The sequence below is a fragment of the Isoptericola sp. NPDC056134 genome (assembly GCF_042264825.1).
GTDB lineage: Bacteria > Actinomycetota > Actinomycetes > Actinomycetales > Cellulomonadaceae > Isoptericola > Isoptericola nanjingensis.
On record NZ_JBHJVM010000009.1, the window covers coordinates 112316 to 137399 of the forward strand.

Annotated in this window: 25 protein-coding genes; 18 read left to right on the plus strand and 7 right to left on the minus strand. The window is 73.3% G+C overall.

Features of this window, described 5'->3' with window-relative positions:
- Positions 1-112 precede the first annotated feature (112 nt).
- The 3 genes from ACFCZN_RS10950 (at position 113) to ACFCZN_RS10960 (ending at position 1834) form a co-directional block, all read left to right on the plus strand.
- A complete protein-coding gene (locus ACFCZN_RS10950) occupies positions 113-376 on the plus strand; it encodes a phosphoribosyl-ATP diphosphatase (protein ID WP_079575216.1) in 264 nt (87 codons plus the stop codon).
- Positions 377-477: 101 nt separating this feature from the next.
- Positions 478-1326, plus strand: a complete 849-nt coding sequence (hisG, locus tag ACFCZN_RS10955; protein WP_429763524.1) for an ATP phosphoribosyltransferase — start codon at positions 478-480, stop codon at positions 1324-1326.
- Positions 1327-1387: 61 nt separating this feature from the next.
- The gene (locus ACFCZN_RS10960) at positions 1388-1834 is read left to right on the plus strand and encodes a PH domain-containing protein (RefSeq protein ID WP_429763523.1); all 447 of its coding nucleotides are present in this window, start codon (positions 1388-1390) and stop codon (positions 1832-1834) included.
- A 90-nt stretch (positions 1835-1924) separates the two neighbouring features.
- On the opposite strand, the gene ACFCZN_RS10965 is transcribed toward ACFCZN_RS10960, so the two are convergent.
- Complete coding sequence (locus tag ACFCZN_RS10965; RefSeq protein ID WP_429763522.1) at positions 1925-3811, minus strand: DEAD/DEAH box helicase; 1887 nt, start codon at positions 3809-3811, stop codon at positions 1925-1927.
- Positions 3812-4046: 235 nt separating this feature from the next.
- Here ACFCZN_RS10965 and ACFCZN_RS10970 point away from each other — a divergent pair, with 235 nt between their 5' ends.
- From ACFCZN_RS10970 to ACFCZN_RS11005, 8 genes are all read left to right on the plus strand, one after another.
- Positions 4047-4658 (plus strand): CDP-alcohol phosphatidyltransferase family protein, encoded by a 612-nt coding sequence (locus tag ACFCZN_RS10970; protein ID WP_429763521.1) that lies wholly within the window; start codon positions 4047-4049, stop codon positions 4656-4658.
- Positions 4655-5635 (plus strand): DUF881 domain-containing protein, encoded by a 981-nt coding sequence (locus tag ACFCZN_RS10975; protein ID WP_429763520.1) that lies wholly within the window; start codon positions 4655-4657, stop codon positions 5633-5635. The genes ACFCZN_RS10970 and ACFCZN_RS10975 overlap by 4 nt, the downstream gene beginning before the upstream one ends.
- Positions 5632-5964, plus strand: a complete 333-nt coding sequence (locus ACFCZN_RS10980; protein ID WP_079575212.1) for a small basic family protein — start codon at positions 5632-5634, stop codon at positions 5962-5964. Before ACFCZN_RS10975 ends, ACFCZN_RS10980 begins: the two co-directional genes overlap by 4 nt.
- Positions 5965-5971: 7 nt before the next feature.
- Positions 5972-7354: a DUF881 domain-containing protein gene (locus ACFCZN_RS10985; protein WP_430556787.1), complete on the plus strand. Its 1383-nt coding sequence runs from the start codon at positions 5972-5974 to the stop codon at positions 7352-7354.
- A 185-nt stretch (positions 7355-7539) separates the two neighbouring features.
- Positions 7540-8016 carry an FHA domain-containing protein gene (locus tag ACFCZN_RS10990; protein ID WP_430556788.1) on the plus strand — a complete coding sequence of 159 codons (477 nt, stop codon included), beginning with the start codon at positions 7540-7542 and terminating at the stop codon, positions 8014-8016.
- Positions 8013-8756, plus strand: coding sequence for a MerR family transcriptional regulator (locus tag ACFCZN_RS10995; RefSeq protein ID WP_429763517.1), 744 nt, complete (start codon positions 8013-8015; stop codon positions 8754-8756). Before ACFCZN_RS10990 ends, ACFCZN_RS10995 begins: the two co-directional genes overlap by 4 nt.
- Before the next feature lie 117 nt (positions 8757-8873).
- Positions 8874-9407, plus strand: a complete 534-nt coding sequence (locus tag ACFCZN_RS11000; RefSeq protein WP_429763792.1) for a bifunctional nuclease family protein — start codon at positions 8874-8876, stop codon at positions 9405-9407.
- A 215-nt stretch (positions 9408-9622) separates the two neighbouring features.
- Positions 9623-10210 (plus strand): MerR family transcriptional regulator, encoded by a 588-nt coding sequence (locus ACFCZN_RS11005; protein ID WP_429763516.1) that lies wholly within the window; start codon positions 9623-9625, stop codon positions 10208-10210.
- Positions 10211-10247: 37 nt separating this feature from the next.
- On the opposite strand, the gene ACFCZN_RS11010 is transcribed toward ACFCZN_RS11005, so the two are convergent.
- The 3 genes from ACFCZN_RS11010 to ACFCZN_RS11020 all read right to left on the minus strand — a co-directional run bounded on the left by ACFCZN_RS11010 (position 10248) and on the right by ACFCZN_RS11020 (position 13512).
- Positions 10248-11525, minus strand: a complete 1278-nt coding sequence (locus ACFCZN_RS11010; protein WP_429763515.1) for a phospholipase D-like domain-containing protein — start codon at positions 11523-11525, stop codon at positions 10248-10250.
- A gap of 14 nt (positions 11526-11539) precedes the next feature.
- Positions 11540-12706: a tyrosine-type recombinase/integrase gene (locus tag ACFCZN_RS11015; protein ID WP_430556789.1), complete on the minus strand. Its 1167-nt coding sequence runs from the start codon at positions 12704-12706 to the stop codon at positions 11540-11542.
- A gap of 248 nt (positions 12707-12954) precedes the next feature.
- Entirely contained in the window at positions 12955-13512 is a 558-nt protein-coding gene (locus tag ACFCZN_RS11020; RefSeq protein WP_430556790.1) for a methylated-DNA--[protein]-cysteine S-methyltransferase, read from the minus strand.
- Between the two features lie 847 nt (positions 13513-14359).
- Here ACFCZN_RS11020 and ACFCZN_RS11025 point away from each other — a divergent pair.
- The 6 genes from ACFCZN_RS11025 (at position 14360) to ACFCZN_RS11050 (ending at position 21478) form a co-directional block, all read left to right on the plus strand.
- On the plus strand, positions 14360-15460 hold the full coding sequence (locus ACFCZN_RS11025; RefSeq protein ID WP_430556791.1) for a tyrosine-type recombinase/integrase: 1101 nt from the start codon (positions 14360-14362) through the stop codon (positions 15458-15460).
- Positions 15453-15812: a helix-turn-helix domain-containing protein gene (locus ACFCZN_RS11030; protein WP_430556792.1), complete on the plus strand. Its 360-nt coding sequence runs from the start codon at positions 15453-15455 to the stop codon at positions 15810-15812. The genes ACFCZN_RS11025 and ACFCZN_RS11030 overlap by 8 nt, the downstream gene beginning before the upstream one ends.
- Positions 15813-15909: 97 nt before the next feature.
- The gene (locus ACFCZN_RS11035) at positions 15910-17247 is read left to right on the plus strand and encodes a Fis family transcriptional regulator (RefSeq protein WP_430556793.1); all 1338 of its coding nucleotides are present in this window, start codon (positions 15910-15912) and stop codon (positions 17245-17247) included.
- Positions 17248-17430: 183 nt separating this feature from the next.
- Positions 17431-17928: an RNA polymerase sigma factor gene (locus tag ACFCZN_RS11040; RefSeq protein ID WP_430556794.1), complete on the plus strand. Its 498-nt coding sequence runs from the start codon at positions 17431-17433 to the stop codon at positions 17926-17928.
- On the plus strand, positions 17925-18656 hold the full coding sequence (locus ACFCZN_RS11045) for a hypothetical protein (RefSeq protein ID WP_430556795.1): 732 nt from the start codon (positions 17925-17927) through the stop codon (positions 18654-18656). The genes ACFCZN_RS11040 and ACFCZN_RS11045 overlap by 4 nt, the downstream gene beginning before the upstream one ends.
- Positions 18657-19648: 992 nt before the next feature.
- On the plus strand, positions 19649-21478 hold the full coding sequence (locus tag ACFCZN_RS11050) for a glycoside hydrolase family 3 protein (protein WP_430556796.1): 1830 nt from the start codon (positions 19649-19651) through the stop codon (positions 21476-21478).
- Positions 21479-21544: 66 nt separating this feature from the next.
- On the opposite strand, the gene ACFCZN_RS11055 is transcribed toward ACFCZN_RS11050, so the two are convergent.
- The 3 genes from ACFCZN_RS11055 to ACFCZN_RS11065 are packed head-to-tail and all read right to left on the minus strand — an operon-like array spanning position 21545 to position 24299.
- Positions 21545-22339, minus strand: a complete 795-nt coding sequence (locus ACFCZN_RS11055) for an SDR family NAD(P)-dependent oxidoreductase (RefSeq protein ID WP_430556797.1) — start codon at positions 22337-22339, stop codon at positions 21545-21547.
- Between the two features lie 57 nt (positions 22340-22396).
- Complete coding sequence (locus ACFCZN_RS11060) at positions 22397-23197, minus strand: hypothetical protein (RefSeq protein ID WP_430556798.1); 801 nt, start codon at positions 23195-23197, stop codon at positions 22397-22399.
- 52 nt (positions 23198-23249) lie between these two features.
- On the minus strand, positions 23250-24299 hold the full coding sequence (locus ACFCZN_RS11065; RefSeq protein ID WP_430556799.1) for a nitronate monooxygenase: 1050 nt from the start codon (positions 24297-24299) through the stop codon (positions 23250-23252).
- Between the two features lie 143 nt (positions 24300-24442).
- On the opposite strand from ACFCZN_RS11065, the gene ACFCZN_RS11070 reads away from it, so the two are divergent.
- Entirely contained in the window at positions 24443-25075 is a 633-nt protein-coding gene (locus tag ACFCZN_RS11070) for an AAA family ATPase (RefSeq protein WP_430556800.1), read from the plus strand.
- The last annotated feature ends 9 nt before the right edge of the window (positions 25076-25084 follow it).

The window sequence follows — 25084 nt, forward strand, 5'->3', positions numbered from 1 at the left end:
CCGCTTCTCCTCACAAAAATAGTGTGCCAAGCGCCATGAACCACCGGAACTCACCGTCCCGAGGGACGAAACCGCGCCCAGAGCCCGGGGTCCCGGCGTCTAGGCTGAGCGGGTGAAGACGTTCGACTCCCTGTTCGCCGAGCTGACCGAGAAGGCCACGACCCGCCCCGCCGGGTCGGGGACCGTGGCCGAGCTGGACGCCGGCGTGCATGCGATCGGGAAGAAGATCGTGGAGGAGGCGGCCGAGGTCTGGATGGCCGCCGAGCACGAGACCGACGAGGCGGCCGCGGAGGAGATCTCGCAGCTGCTGTACCACCTGCAGGTGCTCATGCTGGCCAAGGGGCTGACGCTCGAGGACGTGTACGCGCATCTGTGAGCGCCCGGACCGGGGTCGCACCGTCACGGTGCGGCCCCGACGTCCGTCGCGCGCGCCCAGCCGCCCGACACGTCCCGACCTGATCAGAACGAGGTAACGCAGTGCTCCGTATCGCCGTCCCCAACAAGGGGTCCCTCTCCGTCCCGGCCTCCGACATGCTGCGCGAGGCGGGCTACCGCCAGCGCCGCGACACCCGCGAGCTCGTGCTCGCCGACCCGGACAACGGCGCCGAGTTCTTCTTCCTGCGCCCGCGCGACGTCGCGGTGTACGTGGGGTCCGGCACCGTCGACGTCGGCATCACCGGCCGCGACCTGCTGCTCGACTCGGGGGCGGACGCCGTCGAGCACCTGCCGCTGGGCTTCGCCGCATCGACGTTCCGGTTCGCCGCGCCGGCGGGCACCATCACCGACGTCGACCAGATCGCGGGACGCCGGGTGGCGTCCTCGTACGACACCCTGGTCCGGTCCTACCTGCGCGAGCGGGGGATCGAGCCGTCGGCGGTGGTGCACCTCGACGGCGCGGTGGAGAGCTCCGTGCGCCTGGGCGTCGCGGACGTCATCGCCGACGTCGTCGAGACGGGCACCACGCTGCGCGCGGCGGGCCTGGAGGTGTTCGGTGAGCCGATCCTGCGCTCCGAGGCGCTGCTCATCCGCCGCAGCGACGTCGCGGAGCCGGCCGGGCTGGACGTGCTCACCCGGCGCCTGCAGGGCGTCATCACCGCGCACGAGTACGTGCTCATGGACTACGACGTGCCGATGGAGCTCGTGGACGCCGCCGTGGCGGTGACCCCCGGCTTCGAGTCGCCCACCGTGTCGCCGCTGCACAACGGCGAGTCGGCGGCGGTGCGGTCGATGGTGAAGCGCTCGGAGACGAACCGCGTGATGGACGCGCTGTACGAGGTGGGGGCGCGCGGCATCATCGTGACCTCCATCCACGCCAGCCGCCTGTGACCTGGCGGGTCGGCGCCCGCCGGCCTGTCGAGCACGCGCGCGCGGTGGCAGCGTGGTCGGCATGAGCTCGTCACGCTTCCGCACGTTCCGCCCGCTGTGGGGCCAGGTCTCGGCCTGGTTCGTGTGGGTGGTCGCCGCGGTCGGGAGCGTCGTGGTCGGCCTCAGCTCGAACGGGCCGATGGGCGCGGCCGCGGTGAACAAGGTCTCCTTCATCGTCTTCGCGCTCGGCGTCACCTGGCTGCTGTGGCGGCTCGGCGGCGTGCATGCCGTCCCGTCGGAGGAGGGCCTGCGGGTCCGCAACCTCGTCCGCTCGCGGACGCTCGCGTGGGCGGAGATCGTCGAGGTGCGGCTCGGCCCCGACGACCCGTGGGTGCGGCTCGACCTCGCCGACGGCGGCACGATCGCCGTCATGGGCATCCAGCGCGCCGACGGCGAGCGGGGGATGGCGGAGGCGCGGCGGCTGAGGTCCCTCGTCGTGAGCCTCGGCGAGGCGCCGGACCGCACCTGACCGCCTTCGCCACCGCCGCGACACGACGAAGCCCCGCGAACCGCACGGCTCGCGGGGCTTCGTCGTGTCGCGGGCAGGCCGCCCGGTGCGTCAGGCCGTGCGGGCCGGACGACGGTCGGTGCGGGGCCGCTCCGTGCGCGGGGCGCGGCGCTCCGGCGCGCCCTTGTCGACGGAGATGCGGAGCGCCTTGCCGGCCACGTGGGCGCGGCCGATCCGGTTCATGTCGGCGTCGTCGAGCGGCCGCGTGATGTCGACCAGCGAGAAGTTGCCGAAGATGTCGATCTTGCCGATGTCGCTGCCCGACAGGCCGCCCTCGTGCGTGAGCGCCCCGACGATGCCGCGCGGCTGCGCGCCGTGCGTGTGGCCGACGGAGATGCGGTAGCGCGTGCCGGCGGCGGGACGGCGGATGCCGCGGCCGCGGTCGTCCCGGTCGCGGTCCGAGCGGGGGTGGCGGCCGGTGCGGTCGCCGTCGCGCTCGGTCCGCTCGGCGCGGTGCGTCTCGCGGGTGCGCCCGCCCTTGGCCTCGGCCCGCTCGCGCTCGTGCTCCTCCTGGGCTGCGCGCTGCTGGGGGCCGTCGTCCCCGACCGCGAGCGCCAGAAGGGCGGCCGCGACCTGCAGGGCGTCGTCGCCACCCTCGACGGGGGCCGGCGTGCCCTCGGCGTCCGCGGCGTCGGACGCGGAGCCGGCGCGCTCCTGGAGCATCCGGGTGTACAGGTCGAGGCGGCCGGCCTCGATGCGCGTGCCGACGGCGTCGAGGAGGCGACGGGCGCGGTGCTCCGAGACGTCGCGGGGCGAGGGGATCTCGACCTCGGCGAGCGTCGTGCGGATGGTCCGCTCGATGTGCTTGAGCTTGCCGCGCTCATGGGGCGTGACGAACGACAGGGCGCGGCCGGTGCGCCCGGCGCGGCCGGTGCGCCCGATGCGGTGCACGTAGGCCTCGGGCTCGCGGGGGATGTCGAAGTTGACGACGAGGCCGATGCGGTCGACGTCGAGGCCGCGGGCGGCGACGTCGGTGGCGACGAGCACGTCGAGGGCGCCGGACTTGAGGCGCTCGACGATCTTCTCGCGCTCCTTCTGGGCGACGTCGCCGGAGATGGTGGCGGCGGAGGTGCCGCGCTCCACGAGGGCGGCGCCGACCTCCTCGGCGTCCTTGCGGGTGCGGGTGAAGACGATGGTGGCGTCGGCGTCGGAGGTGGCGAGCACCCGGACGAGGGAGCCGATCTTGTGCCGGAAGGGCACGACGGCGTAGGTCTGCTCGACGGTCGACACGGTGGAGGACTGACGGGAGACGGCGATCGCGACGGGGTCGGTGAGGTGGGTCTCGGCGACGGCGCGGATCGCGGGTGGCATGGTCGCGGAGAACAGGGCGACCTGTCGCTTCGCGGGCGCCTGGCCGAAGATCGTCTCGACGTCCTCGGCGAAGCCCATGCGGAGCATCTCGTCGGCCTCGTCGAGGACGAGGAACTTGACGCCGTCGAGGGAGAGGGTGCCCCGCTCGAGGTGGTCCATGACGCGGCCGGGGGTGCCGACGACGACGTGCACGCCGTCGCGCAGGGCGCGCTGCTGCGGCTGGTAGGGGGAGCCGCCGTACACAGAGGTGACGCGCACCCCGGGCAGGTGGGTGGCGAACGACTCGACGGCCTCGGCGACCTGGAGCGCGAGCTCGCGGGTGGGGGCGAGGACGAGGGCCTGCACGTGCCCGCCGGCGACGGAGGCCTGCGGGTCGAGTGCGGCGAGCAGCGGGATGCCGAAGGCGGCGGTCTTGCCGGTGCCGGTCTGGGCGACGCCGGTGATGTCGCGGCCGGCGAGGAGCTCGGGGATGGCGCGCGCCTGGATGGGTGACGGCGTCGTGAACCCGAGGTCGTCGACGGCGGCCTGCAGCGGTGCGGGGAGGCCGAGGTCGGCGAACGTGGGGTCCTGCCCGGTGGTCTGCCCGGAGGTGGGCTCGGTGGGCAGGGTGGAGTCAGGGGTGCTCAAGAGGGGTCACCGTTCTGTGGGTGGTGGGGGAGGAGTCCTGTACCGCCGAGGAGGCGGCACGGTCGCTCGGTCCCGGACACACACCAGCCCCGCTCTGAGCGGGGCACAACGAACACGCGGGAGGCACGACGAACTCCGAAGGTGGTCCCAGTCTACCGGCCGGGGCCGGTGGTCGTCCGGCGGGTGCCGGTGAGTTCGGCCACTGGGCGCAGGCCGCGTGCGTAGGATGTGCCCCGTGCAGGAGGGCCAGGAGATCAGCAGCCGGGTCTTCACGATCCCGAACCTGGTGAGCTTGCTGCGCCTGGCCCTGGTGCCGGTGTTCGCGGTGCTGATCGTGGTGGGCGAGGACGTGTGGGCCCTCGCGGTCCTGGCCTTCTCCGGCTTCACGGACTGGCTGGACGGCGTGCTGGCGCGGCGGCTGCACCAGGTGACGCGGCTGGGGCAGATGCTCGACCCGGCGGCGGACCGCCTCTTCATCTTCGTCACCCTGATCGGCCTGACCTGGCGGGACGTGATCCCGCTGTGGATCCTCGTGGTGATCGTCGCCCGGGACGTGATGCTCGCGTGCCTGCTGCCGGTGCTCGCGCGGCACGGGTACGGGCCGCTGCCGGTGAGCTTCGTGGGCAAGGCCGGGACGTTCGCGCTCCTGTACGCGTTCCCGCTGCTCCTCCTGGCGACGGTGCCGGGTGGGGTCGGCGCGGCGGCGCACGTCGTGGGCTGGGCGTTCACGTGGTGGGGCGTCGGCCTGTACTGGGTGGCGGGCGTGCAGTACCTGCGGCAGGCGCGCGAGCTGCTGGTGGCCGCGAGCGCCGGGCCCGACGTCGAGGGCTCGGGGGGTGAGGCGTGACGGCGCCGGTGCGCGCGCCGGGGCGCCGTCGCCCGGACGAGTCGATGACCCTGCTGGTCGAGGTGATGGAGAAGCCTCTCGACCCGGGGTACGCGGAGGAGGCCGAGCGGCGCGCGGAGGCGGCGCGGGCCGGGCGCCCGACGGGACGCCGGGGGCTCTCCGTCGTGCTCCTGCTGCTGCTGGCCGCCCTGCTGGGTCTGCTGACCGTGTCCGCGGCGCGCCAGCTGCGAGCGCCCCAGGCCGAGGTGGCGGCGGCGCGCGAGGTGCTGGAGACGCAGATCGTGGACCGGCGCGACGAGGTGGACGCGCTGCAGGCCCGGTCGGTGGCGCTGAGCGACGAGATCGAGGCGTTGCAGCACACCGCTCTCGCCAGCGAGGACCCGGGCCTCCTGCAGACGCTCCAGCGCGACGGCGTGGTGAGCGGGTCGGCGGCGGTCAGCGGTCCGGGCCTGGTGGTCTCCCTGTCCGACGGTGACGCCGCGCAGTCCGAGTCCGACCCCGACGCGAGCGCCCGGGTGCGGGACGCGGACGTGCAGACCGTGGTGAACGCCCTGTGGGCTGCGGGCGCGGAGGCGATCTCGGTGGACGACCAGCGGCTGACGTCGCTGTCCGCGATCCGCAACGCCGGTGACGCCATCCTGGTGGACCTCGTGCCGCTCCCGGGGCCGACCTACACGATCCGGGCGATCGGTGACCCTGACGACATGCAGACCGCGTACGCTCGCTCCGGCGCCCCGGCGTACCTGCAGCTGCTGGGGTCGCGCTACGGGATCCAGTCGAGCGTGACCCCGCAGAGCGACTTGTCGCTGCCGGGCGTGGGGAACCAGACCCTGCGGTACGCGTCGCCGTCGGGTGCGGGGGAGTCCTCGCAGCCGGGCGACGACGCCCAGGGGGCACCGCAGAGCACACGTGAGAGCACATCGCCGGGGACGTCGCAGAGGACGTCGTCGTCCGACACCGAGGAGGAACGCTCATGATCGCCGCGATCGGGCTCGTGATCGGCGTGATCGCCGGGCTGGTGCTGCAGCCGACCGTGCCGGTGGCGTTGCAGCCCTATCTTCCGATCGCGGTCGTGGCCGCGCTGGACGCCTTGTTCGGGGGCCTCCGCGCCAAGCTCGACGGCCTGTTCGACGACAAGGTGTTCCTGGTGTCGTTCCTGTCGAACGTGGTCGTGGCGGCGTTCATCGTGTTCCTGGGCGACCAGCTGGGCGTGGGTGCGCAGCTGTCGACCGCGGTCGTGGTGGTGCTGGGCATCCGGATCTTCTCGAACGCGGCGGCCATCCGCCGCCACCTGTTCAAGGCGTGAGCGGCGGATGAGCGACCCGAAGGGCGACCGCCCCGACACCCCCGACGTCACCGACGTCGCCGGCACCGACGACGACGCCACCGCCGGGACCCCGTCGTCGGGCGCCGCGGATGGTGGCATCGACGACGGCGCGGGCACCGCCCCGAGCGCCGGGCCCTCCCAGGACCGCGACGCCCGCGAGACCCCCGGCGCGGAGGACGAGCAGTCCGACGTCGCGGAGGAAGCGGATCTCCCGGAGGAGGCCACGCCCCTTGCCGTCCCTTCCGACGAGGCACCGGTCGACGTCCCCTCCACGCAGGCCGACACCTCTGCGGCGGGCGCTGGCCTCGGTGCGGAGCCTGCGGACGACGAGGAACCGGTGACCAGCGCCGCGCCGCTCGTCGACGCGGACGTGCCGCCTGCGGACGACGGCACGGACGACGAGACCGACGGGGCGCCGCCGCCCCCGATCGAGACTCCGGCCGTGATCGAGACTCCGGCCGTGACGGACGTCGGACCGGGGCACGACGAGCAGGGGCACCATGAGCCGGAGAGCGCGGACCCCGCCGACGAGAGCCCGGCCGGGGGCACCGAGGCGCCGGCTGGTGCGAGGCCCCTGACCGGGACTCCGACGAGCGAGCCGGCGACCGAGCCCACGGCCGACGGGACCGACGGGACCGCGGACCCCGCACCGAGCGGCTGGCGCCGGCTCGGGGCGGCGCTGCGCCCCCGGGCGAGCCGGTCCCAGGTGCTGGCGGGCGTGCTGTGCGCCGCGCTGGGGTTCGCGCTGGTCGTGCAGGTGCAGCAGTCGGCGTCGGACCAGCTGTCGTCGGCCCGGCAGGAGGACCTGGTGCGCCTGCTCGACGAGGTCACGGACCGGGCGCAGCAGCTCGGTGACGAGGTCTCGGGGCTGGAGGCGACGCGCGACGAGCTGGAGTCCGGCTCCGGGCAGGCGCGGTCGGCCCTCGAGCTGGCGGAGCAGCGTGCGGAGTCCGAGGGCATCCTGTCGGGACGGCTGCCGGCGCAGGGCCCGGGCGTGCGGGTCACGATCCAGGACCCGGGCGCCGCGCTGAAGGCGTCACAGATGTTCAACGTGCTGGAGGAGCTGCGCAACGCGGGTGCGGAGGTCGTCGAGCTCAACGGGGTGCGCCTCGTCACGTCCACCTGGTTCGAGGACGACGGGAACGCGATCGTCGTCGACGGGACGTCCCTGTCCTCCCCGTACGAGTGGACCGTCATCGGCGACCCCGAGACGATGGACCGCGCGCTGGAGATCCCGGGCGGCGCGCTCGCGACGGTGCGCACGGCGGGCGCCGAGGCGTCGACGGCCCGCGAGGACGCGGTGAAGATCACGGCGGTCACGCCGCCGCAGGAGCCCGAGTACGCCCAGCCGGAGCGCGAGCGCGGCTGACGAGTCCGACGTGCGGTCGGGCGTGCCCTCCGGAGGTGGGCGGGCTTCCCGCCCGTGCCCCGGTCGGGGTAGGTTTGTCGGACGACGGCGCACGTCGGACGCACAGTCGGCCTTCCGGGGGCACCGGCCCTCGGGCCGGCCGGCAGCGTCGCCCGACCCACCGGCCCGACCTCACAGGAGGACTGATGACGGACCCCCGCTCCCTTCCGCCGCACCAAGCGGCCGCGGACACCACCGCGCACCTGGGGCGCGTGGGCGCGCCCGCGGAGGAGCAGGCGTTCCGGATCCCGCTCACCGCCGAGGAGGCCGCCGCCGTCGCGGCACTGCCGCGGCACTCGGCGCTCCTGGTGGTGCAGTACGGCTCCGGAGCGGTCGGGGAGCGTTTCCTGCTGGACTCCGACCGCGCGGTCGCCGGCCGCAGCGAGCAGGCCGACATCTTCCTCGACGACGTGACGGTGTCGCGCAAGCACGCGGAGTTCGCCCGCGAGGGCGACCGCTTCGTCGTCCGGGACATCGGCTCGCTCAACGGCACGTACGTCAATCGGGAGCGCATCGACGCGGCGCCGCTGACCACGGGCGACGAGGTGCAGATCGGCAAGTTCCGCATGTCGTTCCACGCCAGCCCGCAGGCGCCGCGGGACCCGCAGGCGCCCGCGTCGTGACGGCGGCGCAGGCCGCGCAGGGCGAGGAGCCCGGCGGTGCGCCGGAACCCTGGCCGCGGGGGATCTCGCGCCAGGCGACGATGCGGATCTCCGACGTGCTCGCCCAGCTGGGCCCGGAGTTCCCGTCCGTCTCGCACTCCAAGCTGCGGTTCCTCGAGGACCAGGGACTGATCGACCCGGTGCGCACCCCGTCGGGCTACCGGCAGTACAGCCCCGCCGACGTCGAGCGCCTGCGGTTCGTGCTGACGGAGCAGCGGGACTCGTACCTGCCGCTGAAGGTCATCAAGGAGCGTCTCGCCGAGATGGACGCGGGGGAGCCCGCGCCCGGCCCGGCCCCCCGGCTCGCCGACGCGGGTGCCGCGACAGAGGTCGCCCGGCGGCGGTGGACGGTGGAGTCCGTCGCCGAGGCGACCGGCACGACGCCCCGTTTCGTGCAGGAGCTGGTGTCCGCGGGCGTGCTGCAGGCCCGGGCCGGCAGCCGGCTGGACGACGGCGCCCCTGACGTGGTGCGGATCGCGGCGCGGCTCGCGGAGCACGGCATCGAGCCGCGGCACCTGCGGTCGTTGCGCGCGTCGGCGGACCGGCACGTGGGCCTGGTCGACCAGCTGGTGGCGCCCTACCGCAGCCAGCAGACCCCGTCCGCACGCGCCCAGGGTGCGGAGCTGGCGGCCGAGGTGGGAGAGCTGCTCGCCCGCCTGCACTCGACATGGGTGCGCCAGGGGTCGAGCGACCTCGTCTGACCGGCCCGTCGCGGTCGCGGGCTGCGCCGTCGCGATCCGGCTCGCCCCCGGGCGACGTGCGGCACCGTGCGGACGTACCGTGGATCGGTGGAACCCGACGACGCGAGCGACGCCCCGATGGTCCCGGTGGAGGTCCTCGGGGTGCGGCAGCAGCAGCACGACCAGGAGATCGTCGTGCTGCTCCTGGACGCCGCCGCGAACCTCGCCGTCCCCATCGTCATCGGGGCGCGCGAGGCGTCGGCCATCGCGATGGCGCAGGCCGGGCTCGTGACCCCGCGCCCGATGACGCACGACCTGCTGCGGGACCTCCTCGGCGCGGTGGGCGTCGAGCTCGAGCGGGTCGAGATCGTCGCGCTCGACGGCGGGGTGTTCTTCGCCGAGCTCGTCCTGTCGAACGGCACCCGCCTCGACTCGCGCGCGTCGGACGCCATCGCCCTGGCGGTGCGGACGGGGAGCCCGGTGCTCTGCTCCGCCGAGGTGGTCGCCGTCGCCGGCGTCGAGGTGGTGGACGTCGAGCAGCAGCGCGAGGTGGAGAAGTTCCGCGACTTCCTGGACCACGCGACCGCGGCGGACTTCACGGCGCCCGGGGGACCGCACGAGCCGGGCACCCCACCGAACGGTGGGGAACGGCCTGACGACGCGCCCCCCTGACGTCGCCACGCCCGGACCGACCCTCGACCTCCGGTTGACGGTCGGACTCGGTTACCGTAGGAGCCGAACCCTCAAGTCGTGATCGACAGTTGAGGGACGGGCGCAGGCCCCGGCGCGGGGGGCACGGCAGCGCGACACGCGGTCCCGCTCGGCGCCGACGTCGTTGACGACCCCCCAGGGGCGTCCTAGCGTGGAGTCCAACACCAGGAGGCACAGTGAACAGCAGCGGTGAGGCAAGCGTCCCCACGGGTGCTTCGGTGCCGCACGGCGCCCAGGGGCTCCTCTTCGGCGAGGACCTCACGGAGCAGGACGCCGCGACCGGGTACCGCGGCACCACGGCGTGCCGGGTCGCCGGGATCACCTACCGCCAGCTCGACTACTGGGCCCGCACCGGGCTCGTGGAGCCGTCCATCCGGCCCGCGACCGGCTCGGGCACGCACCGCCTGTACAGCTTCCGCGACATCCTCGTGCTCAAGGTGGTCAAGCGACTCCTCGACACCGGGGTCTCGCTGCACCAGATCCGCAGCGCCGTCACGCACCTGCGCGAGCGCGGCGTCGAGGACCTGGCGCAGATCACGCTCATGAGCGACGGCGCGTCCGTCTACGAGTGCACGTCGCCCGACGAGGTCGTGGACCTCGTCCAGGGCGGCCAGGGCGTGTTCGGCATCGCCGTGGGCCGCGTGTGGCGCGACATCGAGGGCACCCTGTCCGAGATGCCGACCGAGTCCCTCGAGGACGAGGAGCCCGCCGCGCACGAGGGCGACGAGCTCGCCGCCCGGCGCCGCGCACGCACCGCGGGCTGACAGCGTCAGCGTCCGCCAGCCGCCCCCCTCAGCGGGATCAGAGGAAGGGGCGCAGCGGTGACATGAGCCGCTCGGCGACCTTCGAGAGCGGGTGCCGGCGCTGCCACTCCGCGAGGGTCAGCTCCCGCGAGTTCGACTGGTCCATGCGGAACGCGTCCTCGAGCTGCCCCGCGAGGCCGTCGTCCACGACCTCGAGGTTGATCTCGTAGTTGCCCGTGAGGCTCAGCCGGTCGATGTTCGCGGTGCCGACCGTGGTCCAGCGCCCGTCGATCGTCGCGGTCTTCGCGTGGATCATCGCCCCCTGGTAGAGGAGGATCCGCACGCCGCCGCGCAGCAGCGTCGAGTAGTGGCCGCGGGCGAGCCAGTCGGCCACCACGTGGTTCGACCGTTCCGGCACGAGGACGCGCACGTCGACCCCGCGCGCCGCGGCCGCGAGCAGCCCCGCCTGGATGTCCTCGTCGGGGATGAAGTACGCCTGGGTGATGTACACGTGCGAGCAGGCGCGGTCGATCGCGTCGAGGTAGATGCCCCGGATGGGGAAGACGAGCTCCGAGGGCGCGTTGCGCGCCGCCCGCAGCTCGGGCAGCCACAGCGAGGAACCGACGTCCTGCAGGACCGGCAGGCGCGGCCCGCGCCACCGGTTCCAGAAGTCGACGAACGCGTTCCGCAGCTCCCACGCCGACGGGCCCGTGAGGCGCAGGTGCGTGTCGCGCCACTGCGTCGCGTAGAGGGAGCCGATGTTGTACCCGCCGACGAACGCGGTCTCGTCGTCGACGACGAGGATCTTGCGGTGGTCGCGGCCCGAGCGCCGCACGTCGAGCATCAGCAGCCCGGGCCGCATCGCAGGGAAGCGCAGCACGTGCACGCCGGGCAGGTCGTAGAAGCGCCGGGAGATCACGAGGTTCGCGAAGCCGTCGTAGACGACGTAGACCGCGACGCCGCGGGCCGCCGCCTCCACCAGCGCCTGCTTGAACTGGCGGCCGACCTCGTCGTCCTTCCAGATGTACGTCTCCAGGAAGATCTCCCGCTGCGCGCCGCGGATCGCCTCGAGCATCGCGTCGTAGAGGTCCGCGCCGTACGTGTAGAGCGTCGCGCTGGTGTCCTCGATCTCGGTCGACGACGGCGGGGCCGTGGGGAACGGCTCGTCGAGCGGGTACTGGTGGCGGCGGAACCGCTCCAGCCCCATCACCGTGGCCGCGGCCGCCACCGGGACCGCCGCGGCGAGCACCGCGCCGCGGGTCGCGTACCGGCGCAGGGCAGGCCAGTCGATCTGGACGCGGACGGGCTTGCGGAGGCGGCGGAAGCGAGGCGGCACGAGGCTCACCGTAGTCACGGGGCGTCGGCGCCGCGCGCCGAACTGTCGGGTACGTCGGTGATGTCACCCGCCGCCGCGGCGATCGGTGCCTCTGCCGCGGTCGACGCGGGTGCGGCGAGGCCGGCCGAGAGCGGGTGCGACCGGATGGCCGCGGCGAGCTCGCCCTCGATCCGGTCGAGGTACACGCCGGTGGTGGCGATGGACCGGTGCCCGAGCAGCTCCGCGACGACCTTCACGTCCCAGCCCTCGGCCACCAGGAGGGTGGCCGTGGTGTGCCGCAGCGCGTGCGGCGTCGCGGGCCGGCGGTAGGGGGCGGGCATCCGCTCGACGGCGCGCGCGAGCAGGGCCCGCACCGTCTGCGTGTCGACGCGACGGCCGCGCCAGGTCAGCAGCAGGGCGCGCTGCGCGTCCGGGTCGTCGGCCCGTCGGGCCGCGAGCCGGGGCCGCAGCTCGTGCAGGTACTCCTCGAGCGCTGCGGCCAGGGGCGCGGAGAGCGCGACCGTCCGGATCGACCCGCCCTTGCCGACGATCCGCCACCGCGTCTCCTCGGGCTCGCGCGTGAAGTCCGCGACGTCCGCGCGGGCCAGCTCCGACACCCGCGGGCCGAGCACGAGGAGCAGCGCGACGACCAGGCGGTCGCGCAGCGCCAGCGCCTGGTCCGACCGCGCGGCGCGCGTCCCGGTCCCTGCCGCGGTCGCGGTCGCGGGCCGGTCGGGCACTGCTGACGCCTGCAGCAGGGCGCCCGCCGCCGACGCCGACAGCGCCGTCCGTTCCACCCGCAGGCGGTCGCGGGAGCGGGCGGGCGGCGCCGCCCACTGCATCGGGTCCGCCTGGACCCAGCACTGCCGGGCCGCGTGCGCGAAGAAGCGGCTCACCGACTGCCGGAACCGGTTGACCGTGGCGACCGAACGTCCGGGGGCACCCTTACGGCCCGGGTCGCTGTACCGGCCGTCGGGGCTGGCCTGGTAGCGCACGAGCGCGTCGTCGACGTCCTCGCCGGTCACGTCGTCGAGCACGCGGTCGTCGCCGACCAGGGCGGCGAACTCGCGCACGTCGCGCTCGTAGCTGCGTGCCGTGGCGGGGGAGAGGACCCCGCGCACGCTCTCCACCTGCACCGACGCGAGGTAACGGTCGGCGGCCGCGGCCACCGTGAGGCGGTTCAGACGGGGAGGGGCGACCACGGGACCAGGCTAGGCGGGCGCACCGACACGACCGTCGCACGGCGCCGAGCAGGGCCGCGAGCGCCGTGGGTCCCCGGGCAGGACGTCGCCGCGCCAGGCGACGTGCTGGTCCTGGCGTGCGACGCCGTACCGGGCGGCGGTGACCCAGTCCTCCACCCGGCGTCGTGCTAACCGGAGCGGCCCGGCCGCGACGAGTGTGTACCACGGGCCCAGCCGGCTCTCCTGGGCGTCGCGGGGGAGCGGCGGGCTCAGACGTCGAAGAGGGTGGGGTGCTCGAGGTGCACCCCCTCGGCCTCGAGCATGCGCAGTTTGGTGCGCCGCCCACCGCGCGCGGAGAACCCGCCGACCTGGCGGCCCGCGGCGAGCACGCGGTGGCACGGCACGATCGGCGGGAACGGGTTGCGCCCGAGGGCCTGGCCGACCGCCTGCGCCGCGCCGGGGGTGCCGAGCCGTGCCGCCACCTCGCCGTAGGTGAGGGTGTCGCCTGCCGGGACGGTACGCACCACCTCGTACACGCGGCGGTCGAAGTCCGGGACGGCTGCGAGGTCGAGGTCGACGTCGGTCAGGTCGCCGGCGCCCGTCCCGAGCAGGCAGGCGACCTCGGCCACGACGCCGGCGATCGCAGGGTCCGGGTCGCTCTCGCGGGCGGCCGGGTACCACCGCGTGACGGCGGCGCGGGTGTTCTGCGCCGAGCCGTGGGGGAGTGCGGTGCCCACGACGGTGCCCGGCGCGCGCCACACGAGGGCGCAGTGCCCGATCGCGGTGGGGAAGACGCAGAAGGCGAGCCCGCCGGGGGGAGTGGCCATGTCGCTCACCGTAGTCACGCCGTCCGACACGACACCGGCGGGGAGCGGGAGGGCGATCCTGCGGGGGTGCGGGCAGCCGATGCCGTGATCCGCACGAGACCACTGTGTTGTGTCATACACAATGGTTTGAGGTGTATGTCCGAATCATCCTACCGCGCACCATGGTGGATGGCGAGAGCCTTGCCGTCCGGTCGTCGTGAGCCCCGAGCGCACAAGGTCGGTGCGGCGCACCGTCTCGACACCGCGGCGCGCCGCCGCCCGGGGGATCGGAGAGCGTTCGAGGACGAGGGGATCTCGTACGGCGTCGCCGGTGCGTATCGGACGCGCCGGACGAACGATCCGGACGGACGCGTCAGGAAGACTCTGTACGCGCCGACGACGTCGTCGAGGTCGGCGTGCGACGTCGTCCATGCCGGCGAGCCGCCGGACCCGCGCCGTGCATCGCGGCGATGTCGTCATCGCGGTCGTCGCCGCGCGCCCTGCGTGCACCCGTGGCGCGAGCTGCTCGTGCAGCGGTGGTGGACCGCACGCAGACCTGCGGTGACGGGGTGTCATGCGAGCCTTGTCCCACCGCCGCGAGGGAGGAGGTCCGGGCGGCTTCTTCTCGCGTAATGACATAATGTGCATTATCGGTTGCCAACGCGTGCGAGTTGCATCTGATGCAAGAACTCGCACCTGGATGCGATGACTGCGTCGCTGCAGGTCAGCAGCACATTCCCTCCGTCGTGGACGGGCTTACGCCGGTCGACTCTTGCCGCCTCGCTGCAGGTCGCCCTAGGTTTCGTGCATCAGATGCACGATTCCTCGGAAGGATGGTCGCGTGCTCGAGACTCCCGGGTCGGTTCCGATGCGGTTCACCGGCGCGACGAACGTCCCTCTCCTGCGCGCTGAGCTGCAGGTGTTCGAGGCGATGGTGGCCGGGTGGCGCAACCAGATGCTGGCGCGAGGCCTGACTGTCGCGACGATCAAGAGTCGCAATCGGGTCGTGGAACGCTTTCAGGAGTTCACGAACGACTTTCCGTGGTCCTGGCAGGCTTCAGACCTGGACGAGTACTTCGCCGAGCGCCGCTCCGGCGGCCGGACGCTGGCGCTGACCACGTTGCGTGCGGAGTCGAACGCGATCGCGATGTTCTGCTCGTTCATCTGCGACGGCCGCTACGGCTGGGCGACGTTGTGCGAGCAGCGCTTCGGCGACCTGCCGTCTCAGATCGTCTTCGAGTGGAACAGCCCGCGGCACAAGACCGACGACGCCGTCGCCCCGAACCGACGCGCCTTCGCGATCGACGAGCTGCAGCGCTTCTTCGACACCGTCGACGACTTCGTCGACGCCCATCACCACGCCCGGTCCAAGACGTGGCTGACGGCGATGCGCGACTCCATGGCATTCAAGGTCTGCTACGCCTACGGGCTGCGCCGCCGCGAGCTGGTCATGCTCGACGTGACCGACTTCGGCCCGAACCCTCACGTGCCGGACTACGGACGCTTCGGAGCGCTGACCGTGCGCTGGGCCAAAGGAATGGCCGGAACCGGGCCCCGCAGGCGCACAGTGCTGACCACTCCGCAGTTCGACTGGGTCACCAGCGTGCTCGAGAGGTGGCACTCCCCCGGCGGCCGCGGCCAGTTCGCCACCGCCGCCCGCTCGGGCGCGCTGTGGCCGTCCGAACGCGGCGACCGCATCACGATGAGCGGCCTGGCTCGCTCGTTCGCCAGGTTCCGCGACCTCGCGGGCCTTCCGGAGGAACTCAGCCTGCACGCGCTGCGACACTCCTACGTGACCCACCTGATCGAGGCCGGCTACGACCCGCTGTTCGTCCAGCAGCAGGTCGGGCACTCGTACTCGTCGACCACGGCGCTGTACACCTCGGTCTCGTCGGACTACAAGCAGAAGGTCGTGCAGCGGATGATCGCCCAGCGGCTGCGCACCGCGATCGGAGAACCCGATGAATGAGATCAAGCGTCTCGGCTACACCTGGCACCTGCGGCAGATCATGGCCCAGCACAACCTCTGGAAGTCGACCGAGCTACGCCCCCTCCTACGCGACCGCGGCATCAATCTGTCCGACACGCAGATCTACCGTCTCGTGACGGGCACACCGGAACGGATCTCCCTGAGCGTCCTCGTCGCGCTCTGCGACATCTTCGACTGCTCCCCCGCCGACCTCATCGAGCCGAGGGTCGAGCTGCGCGCCGCGAAGACCGCGAACGCACCGCGACTCCCCCTCGACGGCGACACCACGGCACCCGTCGCTCACCGCATCCGACTCGTGAAGGGCGATGATGGCCCGCCCGCGCAAGCCTGAGGACCCAGAAACGTACCCCACACCCTGCGCCCGGTGCGGCGGCCACTACCCGCTCAGCGTCACCTGGCCCGACGGGCGCCTCTGCGTCTCGTGCCGGATGAACGCCATGCGCGCGACCGGGACCTGCGCCTGCGGGCACGAGGGCGTCCTACCAGGCCGCATCGACGGACGCCCCGCTTGCCGCACCTGCTCCGGAGTCCGCGTCAACATCGACTGCCGACGCTGCGGCGCCGAGACCGAGCTCTACCGCAACCAGATGTGCCAAAGGTGCGTCCTGGCCGACCTCGTCGATGCGGCGTTCGCCGACCCCCAAACTGGCAAGGTGTCAGCGCAGCTCAGACCGGTGACAGACGCGATCAAGTCGATGGAACGGGCCAACTCCGGGCTCACCTGGATCCGCCAGAAACACGTTCACACCATGCTTCGCGAGATCGCCGCGACCAGCCCCGTGACACACACGTCGATGGACCGCCTCGACCGCGGCCGCACCCGCGACTACATCCGAGGCCTGCTCGTCGAGCACGGCGTCCTCGAGCCGCGCGACGAACTCATCGCCCGCTTCACCGAGTGGGCCGACGACGCCGAGGACCGGCTCACCGACGCCGACCATCGCGCGATCATCCACCGCTACATCCGCTGGAAGCACCTCCGGCACATGCGCACAGACTCCCCCATCAGCAACGGCACGTTCCTGCGCGCCAAGCAGGTGACGACGGTCGCGATCGAGTTCTGCAACTGGCTGACCGACAACGGCAAGACGCTGGCATCGGCCACACAGGGCGACCTCGACACCTGGCTCGCGGAAGGTGCCACGACGCGACTCATGGTCGCGTGGTTCCTCACCTGGACGCGCACGGCGCAGGTGACCGATCCCGCCCTGACCGTCCCGCGTCATCGTCGCGGGACCGCCGCCCGCCTCCCCCACGACGACCAAGCGGGAGCGCTCGACCACGTCCTGACCTCCTCGGAGTGGTCCTCCCGCAACCAGTTCGCGGCGCTCCTCGTCCTCGTCTTCGCGCAACCCATCGCGCGCATCGTGCAGCTGCGCTGGGACGACGTCACGATCGCTCCTGACAACGTGACCGTGAACGTGGCCGGAATGCCGATCCGGCTCGACCACCCGCTCGACGGCCCGGTGCGCGACCTTGCAACCAACCCCGAACAAGCGAACACGGCGGCACACCTTGACTCGCCGTGGATCTTCCGCGGCGCCATGCCCGGCAACCATGTCACCGCGATGCACGTGCGGCGGCAGCTGCGCCCACTGTTCTCCTCGCTCGCCGCGCGCCTAGGCACGCTCACCGAGCTCAGCAGACAGGCCCCCGTAGCGATCCTCGCCGAGGCCCTCGGCTACACGGCCGCCACGCTTGAGAAGCACGCCGCCGTCTCGGGAGCCGACTACGGGAGGTACGTCTCCGACCTCGCTCAGGCATAACGCACCTCGGGCACAGTCCCAGCAGACGACGCCCCTGTGTCTGTGACCCGGCAAATCGCTGAGACGTGGCCTGTAATACTCGCCGCGTCGGGGGGATTACCGGATATGAGCACCGATCGGTCCAGTCGTGCGGCGCAGCAAGAGGCGCAGCTGGCGAGTCTTTGGCGGATGCACGCTCCAAGGGTGCATGCCTACGTGCTGCGGCATGTGGACCGGAGCGTTGCTGAAGACGTCGTCGCCGACACGTTCCTCGTCGCTTGGCGACGCATCGACGACATCCCCGCCCATTCCCTTGCCTGGCTGCTTGTCGTCGCCCGCCACACGATCGCCAAACATCACCGATCCGTCCGCCGACGCCGTGAGCTGCAGGACAGCCTCGTCCGGGTCGTCGATCTCGTCTGCGACTCGGCCGGGCTCGAGGAGCAGGTGACCGACCGGGAAGCGCTTGTGCGAGCGCTCGCGCAGCTTCGGGACAACGATCGAGAGGCCCTCCTGCTCGTTGCGTGGGACGGCCTGTCGCAGTCTGACGCCGCCCAGGTGGCTGGCTGTTCCCTGGCGAGCTTCCGCGTCAGGCTGCACCGCGCCAGAAGGCGGCTCAGTGAACTCGCCGACGATGCCGACCCGCCTCGCCCCGCGCCAGCCCGACCACTGACACTTACACCGCTAAGGGGGCAACCATGAGCACGGACCTCTGGCAGACACTCCAAGAGGCAGCTCCGAAGATCACCCAGGATGACCCGATGCTGGCCCGCAGTCGGGCGATCCTCGCCCAGCGCACCCGCGGGGTCGCTCCCCCGCGCCGCCATCGCCTCGGACGCAAGCCAGTGTGGCTCACCGTGGGGATCGTCGCGGTGGCGACCGCACCGCTTGTCGCGGCGAGCATCGCCACGAGCAGCGACGACCTCCCCCGAGGGTTCGCCGAGCAGTTCGCCGACTGGGAGCTTTCCAACCCCGACAACGGTTCGTACGGTATCGACCCGGACACAGCAGTACTGCTCGGCACCATTGATGGTCCGGCCCGCGAGCAGCTCCACGTCTACGCCACCCCCGGCGCTCCGTGGTGCATGGCGATGGACGTCTACGTACCCGGAGTGACCAGCCCCAACCCGTACCTCGAAGGACATCACCTTTCCTACTGCCGCCCCGAGCCAGCCGGCCTCGACAAGCCATTCGGGCAGGAAGGTTCGCTCGGCGGGCTGCCCCACGAGTACCGCCTGTTTGCCTATGACGTCGCCGGAGCAACCCACGTCGAGCTCCACCTGCCGGACGGCTCAGCACTGCCCACTCTCGTCCACGAAAACGTGGCCTACGGTTGGATCCCTCCAGCCAGTGACTCGCCGCAGGCGACGCTCGTCGGATACGACTCGGGCGGCGCCGTCCTTGGCGAGGTCGAGATCGGCAAGAACTAAAGGCCGATCGAGTGCGCCGGGGCCATGCGCTCCCCAGTCTGCGTCACGAAGCATCGGACGGCGGAATCTCGCCACGGGCGCGGCTCGCGGCGGGTGAGCCGTCGCGGCGCCCAGTCCCGCACACCACATTGGCCAATTTGGGGCATTCCGGCACCTGCACCTCTCGAATCTATCCCGCCTGAGACACGCGTCACCGGAACGTCTCGTACCGCGCGGGCGCCGGTCGCCGAACGCTGGTCCGTTGCGGCAGGTGCGGCAATTGCGGCCGCTCGGAGTCCCGGTATCGACGATCCACCGACACCCAGCCGGCCATGTCTGACCGCTCAACGGACCCGCCGCTGAGAAGTCTTGTGCGATGCCCTACGCCCAGGAGCTCGCACCACTCGAGCACGCACCTCTACCAGTTTGCATCGGGGCCTACGGACCCCGCTCGATCCCCAGAAACCGGGACTGCGGCACCTCGACCGCGATGTGGGCGTCGGGACGCCGGCCGCTGTCGCGACTGTTCGGCGACTGAGGTCCGGACGTCCTGCGCGGGTTCGACGAGGATCGCCGCCGGCCCGATGAGCTTCGTTGCGGGACGGTCACCGTGACGCTCCAGCTGCGGCCGTCGTCGGCGTCAATGTCGCGAGGCTGGTCGTCAGGCCGCTCGGTACCCAGACCACCGCCGATCGCCGTGGCGGCCACGCCCCTCGTCGGTGCCTGATGCCCGGCTCTCATCGCGCCCCCTGACCCGCGTGCGACATCCGCGTCGGCCCCCAGGAGTGACTCCCCCACGAGGCGTCGTCGCAGGGCCTCTCCCCTGCCGTGCGGCCGTCGGCTCCGCCTGCAGATCGGTGTGTTTTCGGATGAAAATTCCTTCACCGCGCAGAGCAGACCGCGGTAACTCTTGACGCAGACCGGGGCCGGTCCTAGCGTCCAGCACAGGCGCACCTGGACAACGACGTCCAGCGGTCCCGCACCGTCGCGCCGTCCCCACCGAGGAGGACCTCGTGAAGGATCCACAAGAACGGCGCCTGGTGCGCGCCGCGGCGGCGGTCGCGGGCGCGGGCCTGCTGCTCGCCGTCATGGCCCCCGCCCAGGCGGACACGACCGACACACCGGCGGGCACGTCGATCGTCGACGTCGGCGCGATGGTCGACGCGATGACGCTCGACCAGAAGATCGGCCAGATGACGTGGACCCACGTCTACGGCTCGTCCGCCCACGACACCTCGATGGCGGCGAGCAACCGGGCCCGCTACGGCGTGGACACGCCGGCGCAGGTCGTCCAGAAGTACGACCTCGGCGGCGTGCTCTACTTCGCCTGGTCGGGCAACACGGCCAACCCGCAGCAGGTCAACGGCCTGTCGAACGGGCTCCAGGAGGCCGCAATGGACGACGGCGGACCCGGTGTCCCGCTGGCCGTCACGATCGACCAGGAGGGCGGGCTTGTGGCCCGCGTCGGGCCGCCGGCCACGGCGCTGCCCGGCAACATGGCCCTCGGCGCCACCTTCGACGCCGGTCTCGCCCGGGCGCAGGGCGACGTCCTCGGGTCCGAGCTGAAGGCGATGGGTGTCAACGTCGACTTCGCGCCGGTGCTCGACCTCAACACCAACCCGGACAACCCGGTCATCGGGATCCGCTCGATGGGCGCGGACCCCGACGCCGTGAGCAAGCTCGGCGTCGCGCAGATCGAGGGGATCCAGCGGCACATCGCGGCCACCGCAAAACACTTCCCCGGCCACGGCGACACCGAGACGGACTCGCACTACGGCCTGCCCGAGGTCACCTACGACCGCGCCACCCTGAAGAAGCACCTGCAGCCGTTCCAGGCCGCGATCGACGCGGGGATCGACATGATCATGACGGCGCACATCGTCGTCGACGCGATCGACCCCGACCTGCCCGGCACCCTCTCCCCCAAGGTGCTCACCGGCCTGCTGCGGGAAGAGATGGGCTTCGACGGCATCATCACGACCGACGCGCTCGACATGGAGGCCATGACCGACAACTGGTCCCAGGAGGAGATGTCGGTCATGGCGATCCAGGCCGGCTCCGACATCCTGCTCAACTCCCCCGACGTCGACGCGTCGATCGCCGGGGTGAAGCAGGCCGTCGCGGACGGGACGATCACGGAGGCACGGCTCGACGAGTCCGTCACCCGCATCCTCGAGTGGAAGGCGGAGCGCGGCATCCTCGCCGACGCGTACGCCGACCCGGCCGAGGTCGGGACGGTCGTGGGGTCCGCGGACCACCTGGCCACGGCCGCGACCATCGCGGACCGGTCCATCACCATGGTGCGCAACGAGGACCGCCCGCTGCCGCTCCGCCCGGGCGAGGACTCGCTGCTGGTGGTGGGTGCCGGCGCGGCGTGGCCGGAGCGGCTCGCGCCGATGCTCGCCGACCGCGGGTTCGACGTCACGACGGAGCTCGAGAACGGCACCTCGCCGTCCGCTGCCTACCGGGCGCGGGCCGTGGCGGCCGCAGCGGGCGTCGACGCGGTCGTGTTCACGTCGTACAACGCGAGCGGCAACACGGCGCAGCAGGCGATGGTGGACGCGCTGGCGGCGACGGGCACGCCGGTGGTCGTGGTCGCGGCGCGCAACCCGTACGACGTCAACGTCTTCCCGACGGCCGACGCGGTGCTGAACAGCTACGGGTACGGCGTGGTCAACTACGCGGCGGTCGTGCGCGCGATCGCGGGCGACATCAACACGCTGGGCAAGCTGCCGGTGGCGGTGCCGACGGCGGACGGCGACGAGGTGCTGCTGCCGCTCCGGTTCGGGCACCGGTACCCGGGATGGCCGCACGTACCGGGGTCGGGCAAGCCGGGACGCTGAGGTGCTGAGCGCCCGCCGGTCGCCTCCTGCAGAGGCGATCGGCGGGCGCGGCCCAGCACGCTCGTCTCAGCGCTCTCCCCCGCCCCCGAGGGACTCGAAGCGTGCGAGCGGGCCGGCGAGGACGCCGCCGTCGACGGGCAGCGTGACACCCGTGATCCAGGCGGCGTCGTCGGAGCCGAGGAACGCGATGGCGGCAGCGACGTCCTCGGGCTCGCCGATCCGGCCGAGGGGGTAGAGCGCCGCGAGCCGGTCGGGGTCGGAGCGCTGGTCCCACGAGCGGGTGCGGACGGTCCCGGGCGCGACGACGTTGATCCGCACCCCCCTGCTCCCGAGCCGCACCGCGAGGTTCTGCGCGAGGGACACGAGCCCCGCCTTCGCGGCCGAGTAGTCCTCGTCCCCGAAGGCCTGCAGACCGTTGACGGAACCGACCAGCACGACCGATCCCCCCCGCGGCAGGTGCGGGGCCGCGGCCCGGACGCAGCGCGCCGGTCCGGCGAGGTTGAGGTCGACGCCGGCGGCCCAGGTGGCGTCGTCCATACCGTCCAGGAGGCCCGGGTGCACGCCCGTGCCGCCCGCCACGCCGACGAGCACGTCGAGGCGGTCGTGCCGGTCGAGCGTCGCGGCCACGGCGGCCTCCACCGACGCGGTGTCGGTGATGTCGCACGCGACGGCCGAGGCGGGCGGCCCGCCGGCGGGGAGGCCGTCCGCGGTCCGCTGCGCGGCGTCCGCGTCGAGATCGGCGACCACGACGGTGGCACCCTCCGCGTGCAGGCGTCGCACCGCGGCCGCGCCGATCCCGTGCGCGCCGCCGGTGACCAGCGCCACGCGGCCGCCGAAGCGTCCTGCCGAAGGTCCTGTCACGTCCGTCCTCCTCGTCGAGCCTGTGGTCGTCCCGGTCGCCGCCGCGTCAGAGCCGCGTCAGAGCGTGAGCCGGTAGTAGTTCTCCTCGCCGTACCGCTCGAACCCCGCCCGGCGCAGGAGCCGGGCGGAGGTGCTGACCCGGCCCTTGACGAGGGCGAGCGACGCGTCCGCGGCGGCCGAGAGGCGCAGTCGTTCCTCGAGCACGGCTCGGTAGGCGCCGCGGCCGCGACGGTCGGGCACGGTGCCCGCGCCCCACAGCCGGGCGACGGTGCCCAGCTCGGGTCGGGGCGCCGGCGCCAGCGTGACCCCGGCGGACGCCACCGGCTCGCCGTCCTGGTAGGCCACGACACGGATCTCGCTGCTGCCGTCGGACAGCAGCGTGCGCGCGGCGGCCGCGAGCCGGTCGTCGTCCATGGGCTGCTGGTCCCACACCGCGGTGTCGACGCGGTCGGCGTCGCGCAGCCCGTCCACGTCGGTCACGCGTCGCACGACGAGGCGCCCGTCGCGCTCCGGCGGCTCGCGGAGCCCCTGCTCGAGGGCGCGTGCGAGCACGTCCACGGTGTCCTCGAGCAGGGCGCCGCGGGAGAGCAGCAGGTCGGTGAGGTCGGGGGTGCTGCTGGCCGAGACCCAGACGCCGAGGGTGTCGCTGCCCCAGGCGCGCGCTCGCTCGACGGCGTCGCGCAGGACGCCCTCCGGCGCGCGGGCGGACGCGAGCCCGGTGAGCACGACGCGGCCCTGCGCCCAGGCGGGCCACCGGGTGAGGGTGACGTCGGTGACGACGCACTCCGCGTCGGGCGGCACCCACGACCACTCGGCGGCGGCGCGCAGCACGGTCGGCGGGTCCCAGGCGTCGCTCATGACGGCAACCTAGCGAACCGGCGTGCGGCCGCGGCGGTGCCGCGCGCGGGCGTCACAGGTCGGCGGCGAGGGCGCGGACAACGTCGGCCGCGGGCCCGGTGGCGGCGCTGCGGTGGCCGGTCCCGGCCCACAGGTGCAACCGGTCGGCGTCCCCGGCGGCGGCCGCGCGTCGGCGCAGCTCGCGGGTGAGGTGGTGCACCTGCGGGTAGGCGACCGGGGCCTGCGCGTCGTGCCGGTCGAGGAAGCCGTTGCGCAGCGCCCGGGCGGGACGTCCCGTGAAGGCGCGCGTGACCGCCGTCGTCGTGAACCGGCGGTCGCCGAGGGCGTCCCGATGGGTCCGGGAGGTGCCGGCCTCGTCGGTGCGCAGCAGCAGCGTCCCGACGGCGACGGCCTGCGCCCCGGCCCGCAGCAGCCGGGCGACGGCCGCGGGTCCGTCCACTCCCCCGGCGGCGACGACCGGGAGGCGCGAGCGCGCGACGACCGCGGCGACGGCGTCGTCGGTCGTGCCGTCGACGACGGTGCGGCCCGGGTCCCACGTGCCGCTGTGCCCGCCCGCGCGGGGCCCCTGGACCACGAGACCGTCGGCTCCGAGCGCCTCCGCGGCCGCGGCCTCCTGCGGCGTCGTGACCGTGACCAGGACGACGGACCCGGCGGCGCGCAGCGCCGCGACGTCGGCCGCCGGCGGGGGCCCGAACGTGCACGACACCACGGGCACGGGGTCGCGACGCAGCAGGTCGACCTTCGCCGCCCATCCGTCGTCGTCGATGGCCGGAACGGCGGCCAGCGCGGCGTCGAGGTCGACGCCGTGCGCCGCGGCGTCCGGCGCGATCCGTCGCGCGTAGGCCGCGAGCGCCGCGGGGTCGGGCGCGGGCGTGGTGGCGGGGACGAAGAGGTTGACGCCGAAGGGGTGTGCCCGCTGGTGGGCACGGTGGACCAGATCGGCGAGGGCGTCAGGTTCCTGGTAGCCCCCGGCGAGGAAGGCGAAGGCTCCGGCGTCGGTCGTGGCGGCGAGGAGGTCGAGCGTGGTGGCCCCGCCGGCCATGGGCGCGGCGGCGAGGGGCAGGTCGGTGCCGAGGAGCGTGGTGCGGGCCGTGTCTCGCATGTCTCGCATCGTCTCGCATCGTGCCACCGGCGGGCGCGGTCGTCGCGAGCCGGTCTCATCTGACGCTCATGCGGGCCTGGCACGCTGGGCGCCCCGCCGGACGGCGGTACGGGGATCGGTACGGAGAGGGGTGGGTGCGCCGCATGACGACGGTGGTACGCGAGCGCTCGGCGGTGCGGCCGGCGGGCGTGGCGACGTTCGTGCTGGTGGGCGGTGTGCCGGGGGCCGGCAAGAGCACGGCGCTCGCGCGGGTGGCGGGGTGCCGTTCCGGGGTGCGGGTGCTGGACAGCGAGGCGGCGCGTCGTGACCTGCGGGGGCGGGTGCCGCGCGGGGTGCCGTACGCGGTGTACCGGCCGGTGGTGCACGTGCGGCACCTGGCGGGGGTGGTGCGGGCGGTGCTGGGTGGCCCGCGGGACGGCGCGGGGGTGCTGGTGGTGCACGACCCGGCGACGTCACGGGTGCGGCGGTGGTGGTGGGCGTGCCTGGCGCGTCGGGCGGGGTGGCGTCCGGTGCTGGTGATGGTGGACGTGGGGCGCGGCGAGGCGTTGTCGGGGCAGGAGGCGCGGGGGCGGGTGGTGCGGGGACGGGCGTTCGCGCGGCACTGGCGGCGGTGGGCAGCGCAGCGTGCGGGCCTGGTGGCGGCGTCGCGCGGGTCGAGGGAGGGCACGGCCGACGGGTGGTCGCAGGTGCGCGTGGTGGGCCGGGGTGAGGCCGTGTCGGTGCTGGTGGGGCTGGTGGACGCGGCGTCGCCGGTCGGGGTGCGCGGTGCCCGCTAGGGTCGCGGT

Bases quoted from the DNA above. Each gene is read 5' to 3' on its own strand.
- ACFCZN_RS10990 (WP_430556788.1), top strand. From the start codon at position 7,540: ATGACGGACCCCCGCTCCCTTCCGCCGCACCAAGCGGCCGCGGACACC.
- ACFCZN_RS11020 (WP_430556790.1), bottom strand. From the start codon at position 13,512: ATGGCCACTCCCCCCGGCGGGCTCGCCTTCTGCGTCTTCCCCACCGCG.
- ACFCZN_RS11065 (WP_430556799.1), bottom strand. From the start codon at position 24,299: ATGCGAGACACGGCCCGCACCACGCTCCTCGGCACCGACCTGCCCCTC.
- ACFCZN_RS11035 (WP_430556793.1), top strand. From the start codon at position 15,910: ATGAACGCCATGCGCGCGACCGGGACCTGCGCCTGCGGGCACGAGGGC.
- ACFCZN_RS11025 (WP_430556791.1), top strand. From the start codon at position 14,360: ATGCGGTTCACCGGCGCGACGAACGTCCCTCTCCTGCGCGCTGAGCTG.
- ACFCZN_RS11070 (WP_430556800.1), top strand. From the start codon at position 24,443: ATGACGACGGTGGTACGCGAGCGCTCGGCGGTGCGGCCGGCGGGCGTG.
- ACFCZN_RS11060 (WP_430556798.1), bottom strand. From the start codon at position 23,197: ATGAGCGACGCCTGGGACCCGCCGACCGTGCTGCGCGCCGCCGCCGAG.
- ACFCZN_RS10980 (WP_079575212.1), top strand. From the start codon at position 5,632: ATGATCGCCGCGATCGGGCTCGTGATCGGCGTGATCGCCGGGCTGGTG.
- ACFCZN_RS11045 (WP_430556795.1), top strand. From the start codon at position 17,925: ATGAGCACGGACCTCTGGCAGACACTCCAAGAGGCAGCTCCGAAGATC.
- ACFCZN_RS10960 (WP_429763523.1), top strand. From the start codon at position 1,388: ATGAGCTCGTCACGCTTCCGCACGTTCCGCCCGCTGTGGGGCCAGGTC.
- ACFCZN_RS10985 (WP_430556787.1), top strand. From the start codon at position 5,972: ATGAGCGACCCGAAGGGCGACCGCCCCGACACCCCCGACGTCACCGAC.
- ACFCZN_RS11030 (WP_430556792.1), top strand. From the start codon at position 15,453: ATGAATGAGATCAAGCGTCTCGGCTACACCTGGCACCTGCGGCAGATC.
- ACFCZN_RS11000 (WP_429763792.1), top strand. From the start codon at position 8,874: ATGGTCCCGGTGGAGGTCCTCGGGGTGCGGCAGCAGCAGCACGACCAG.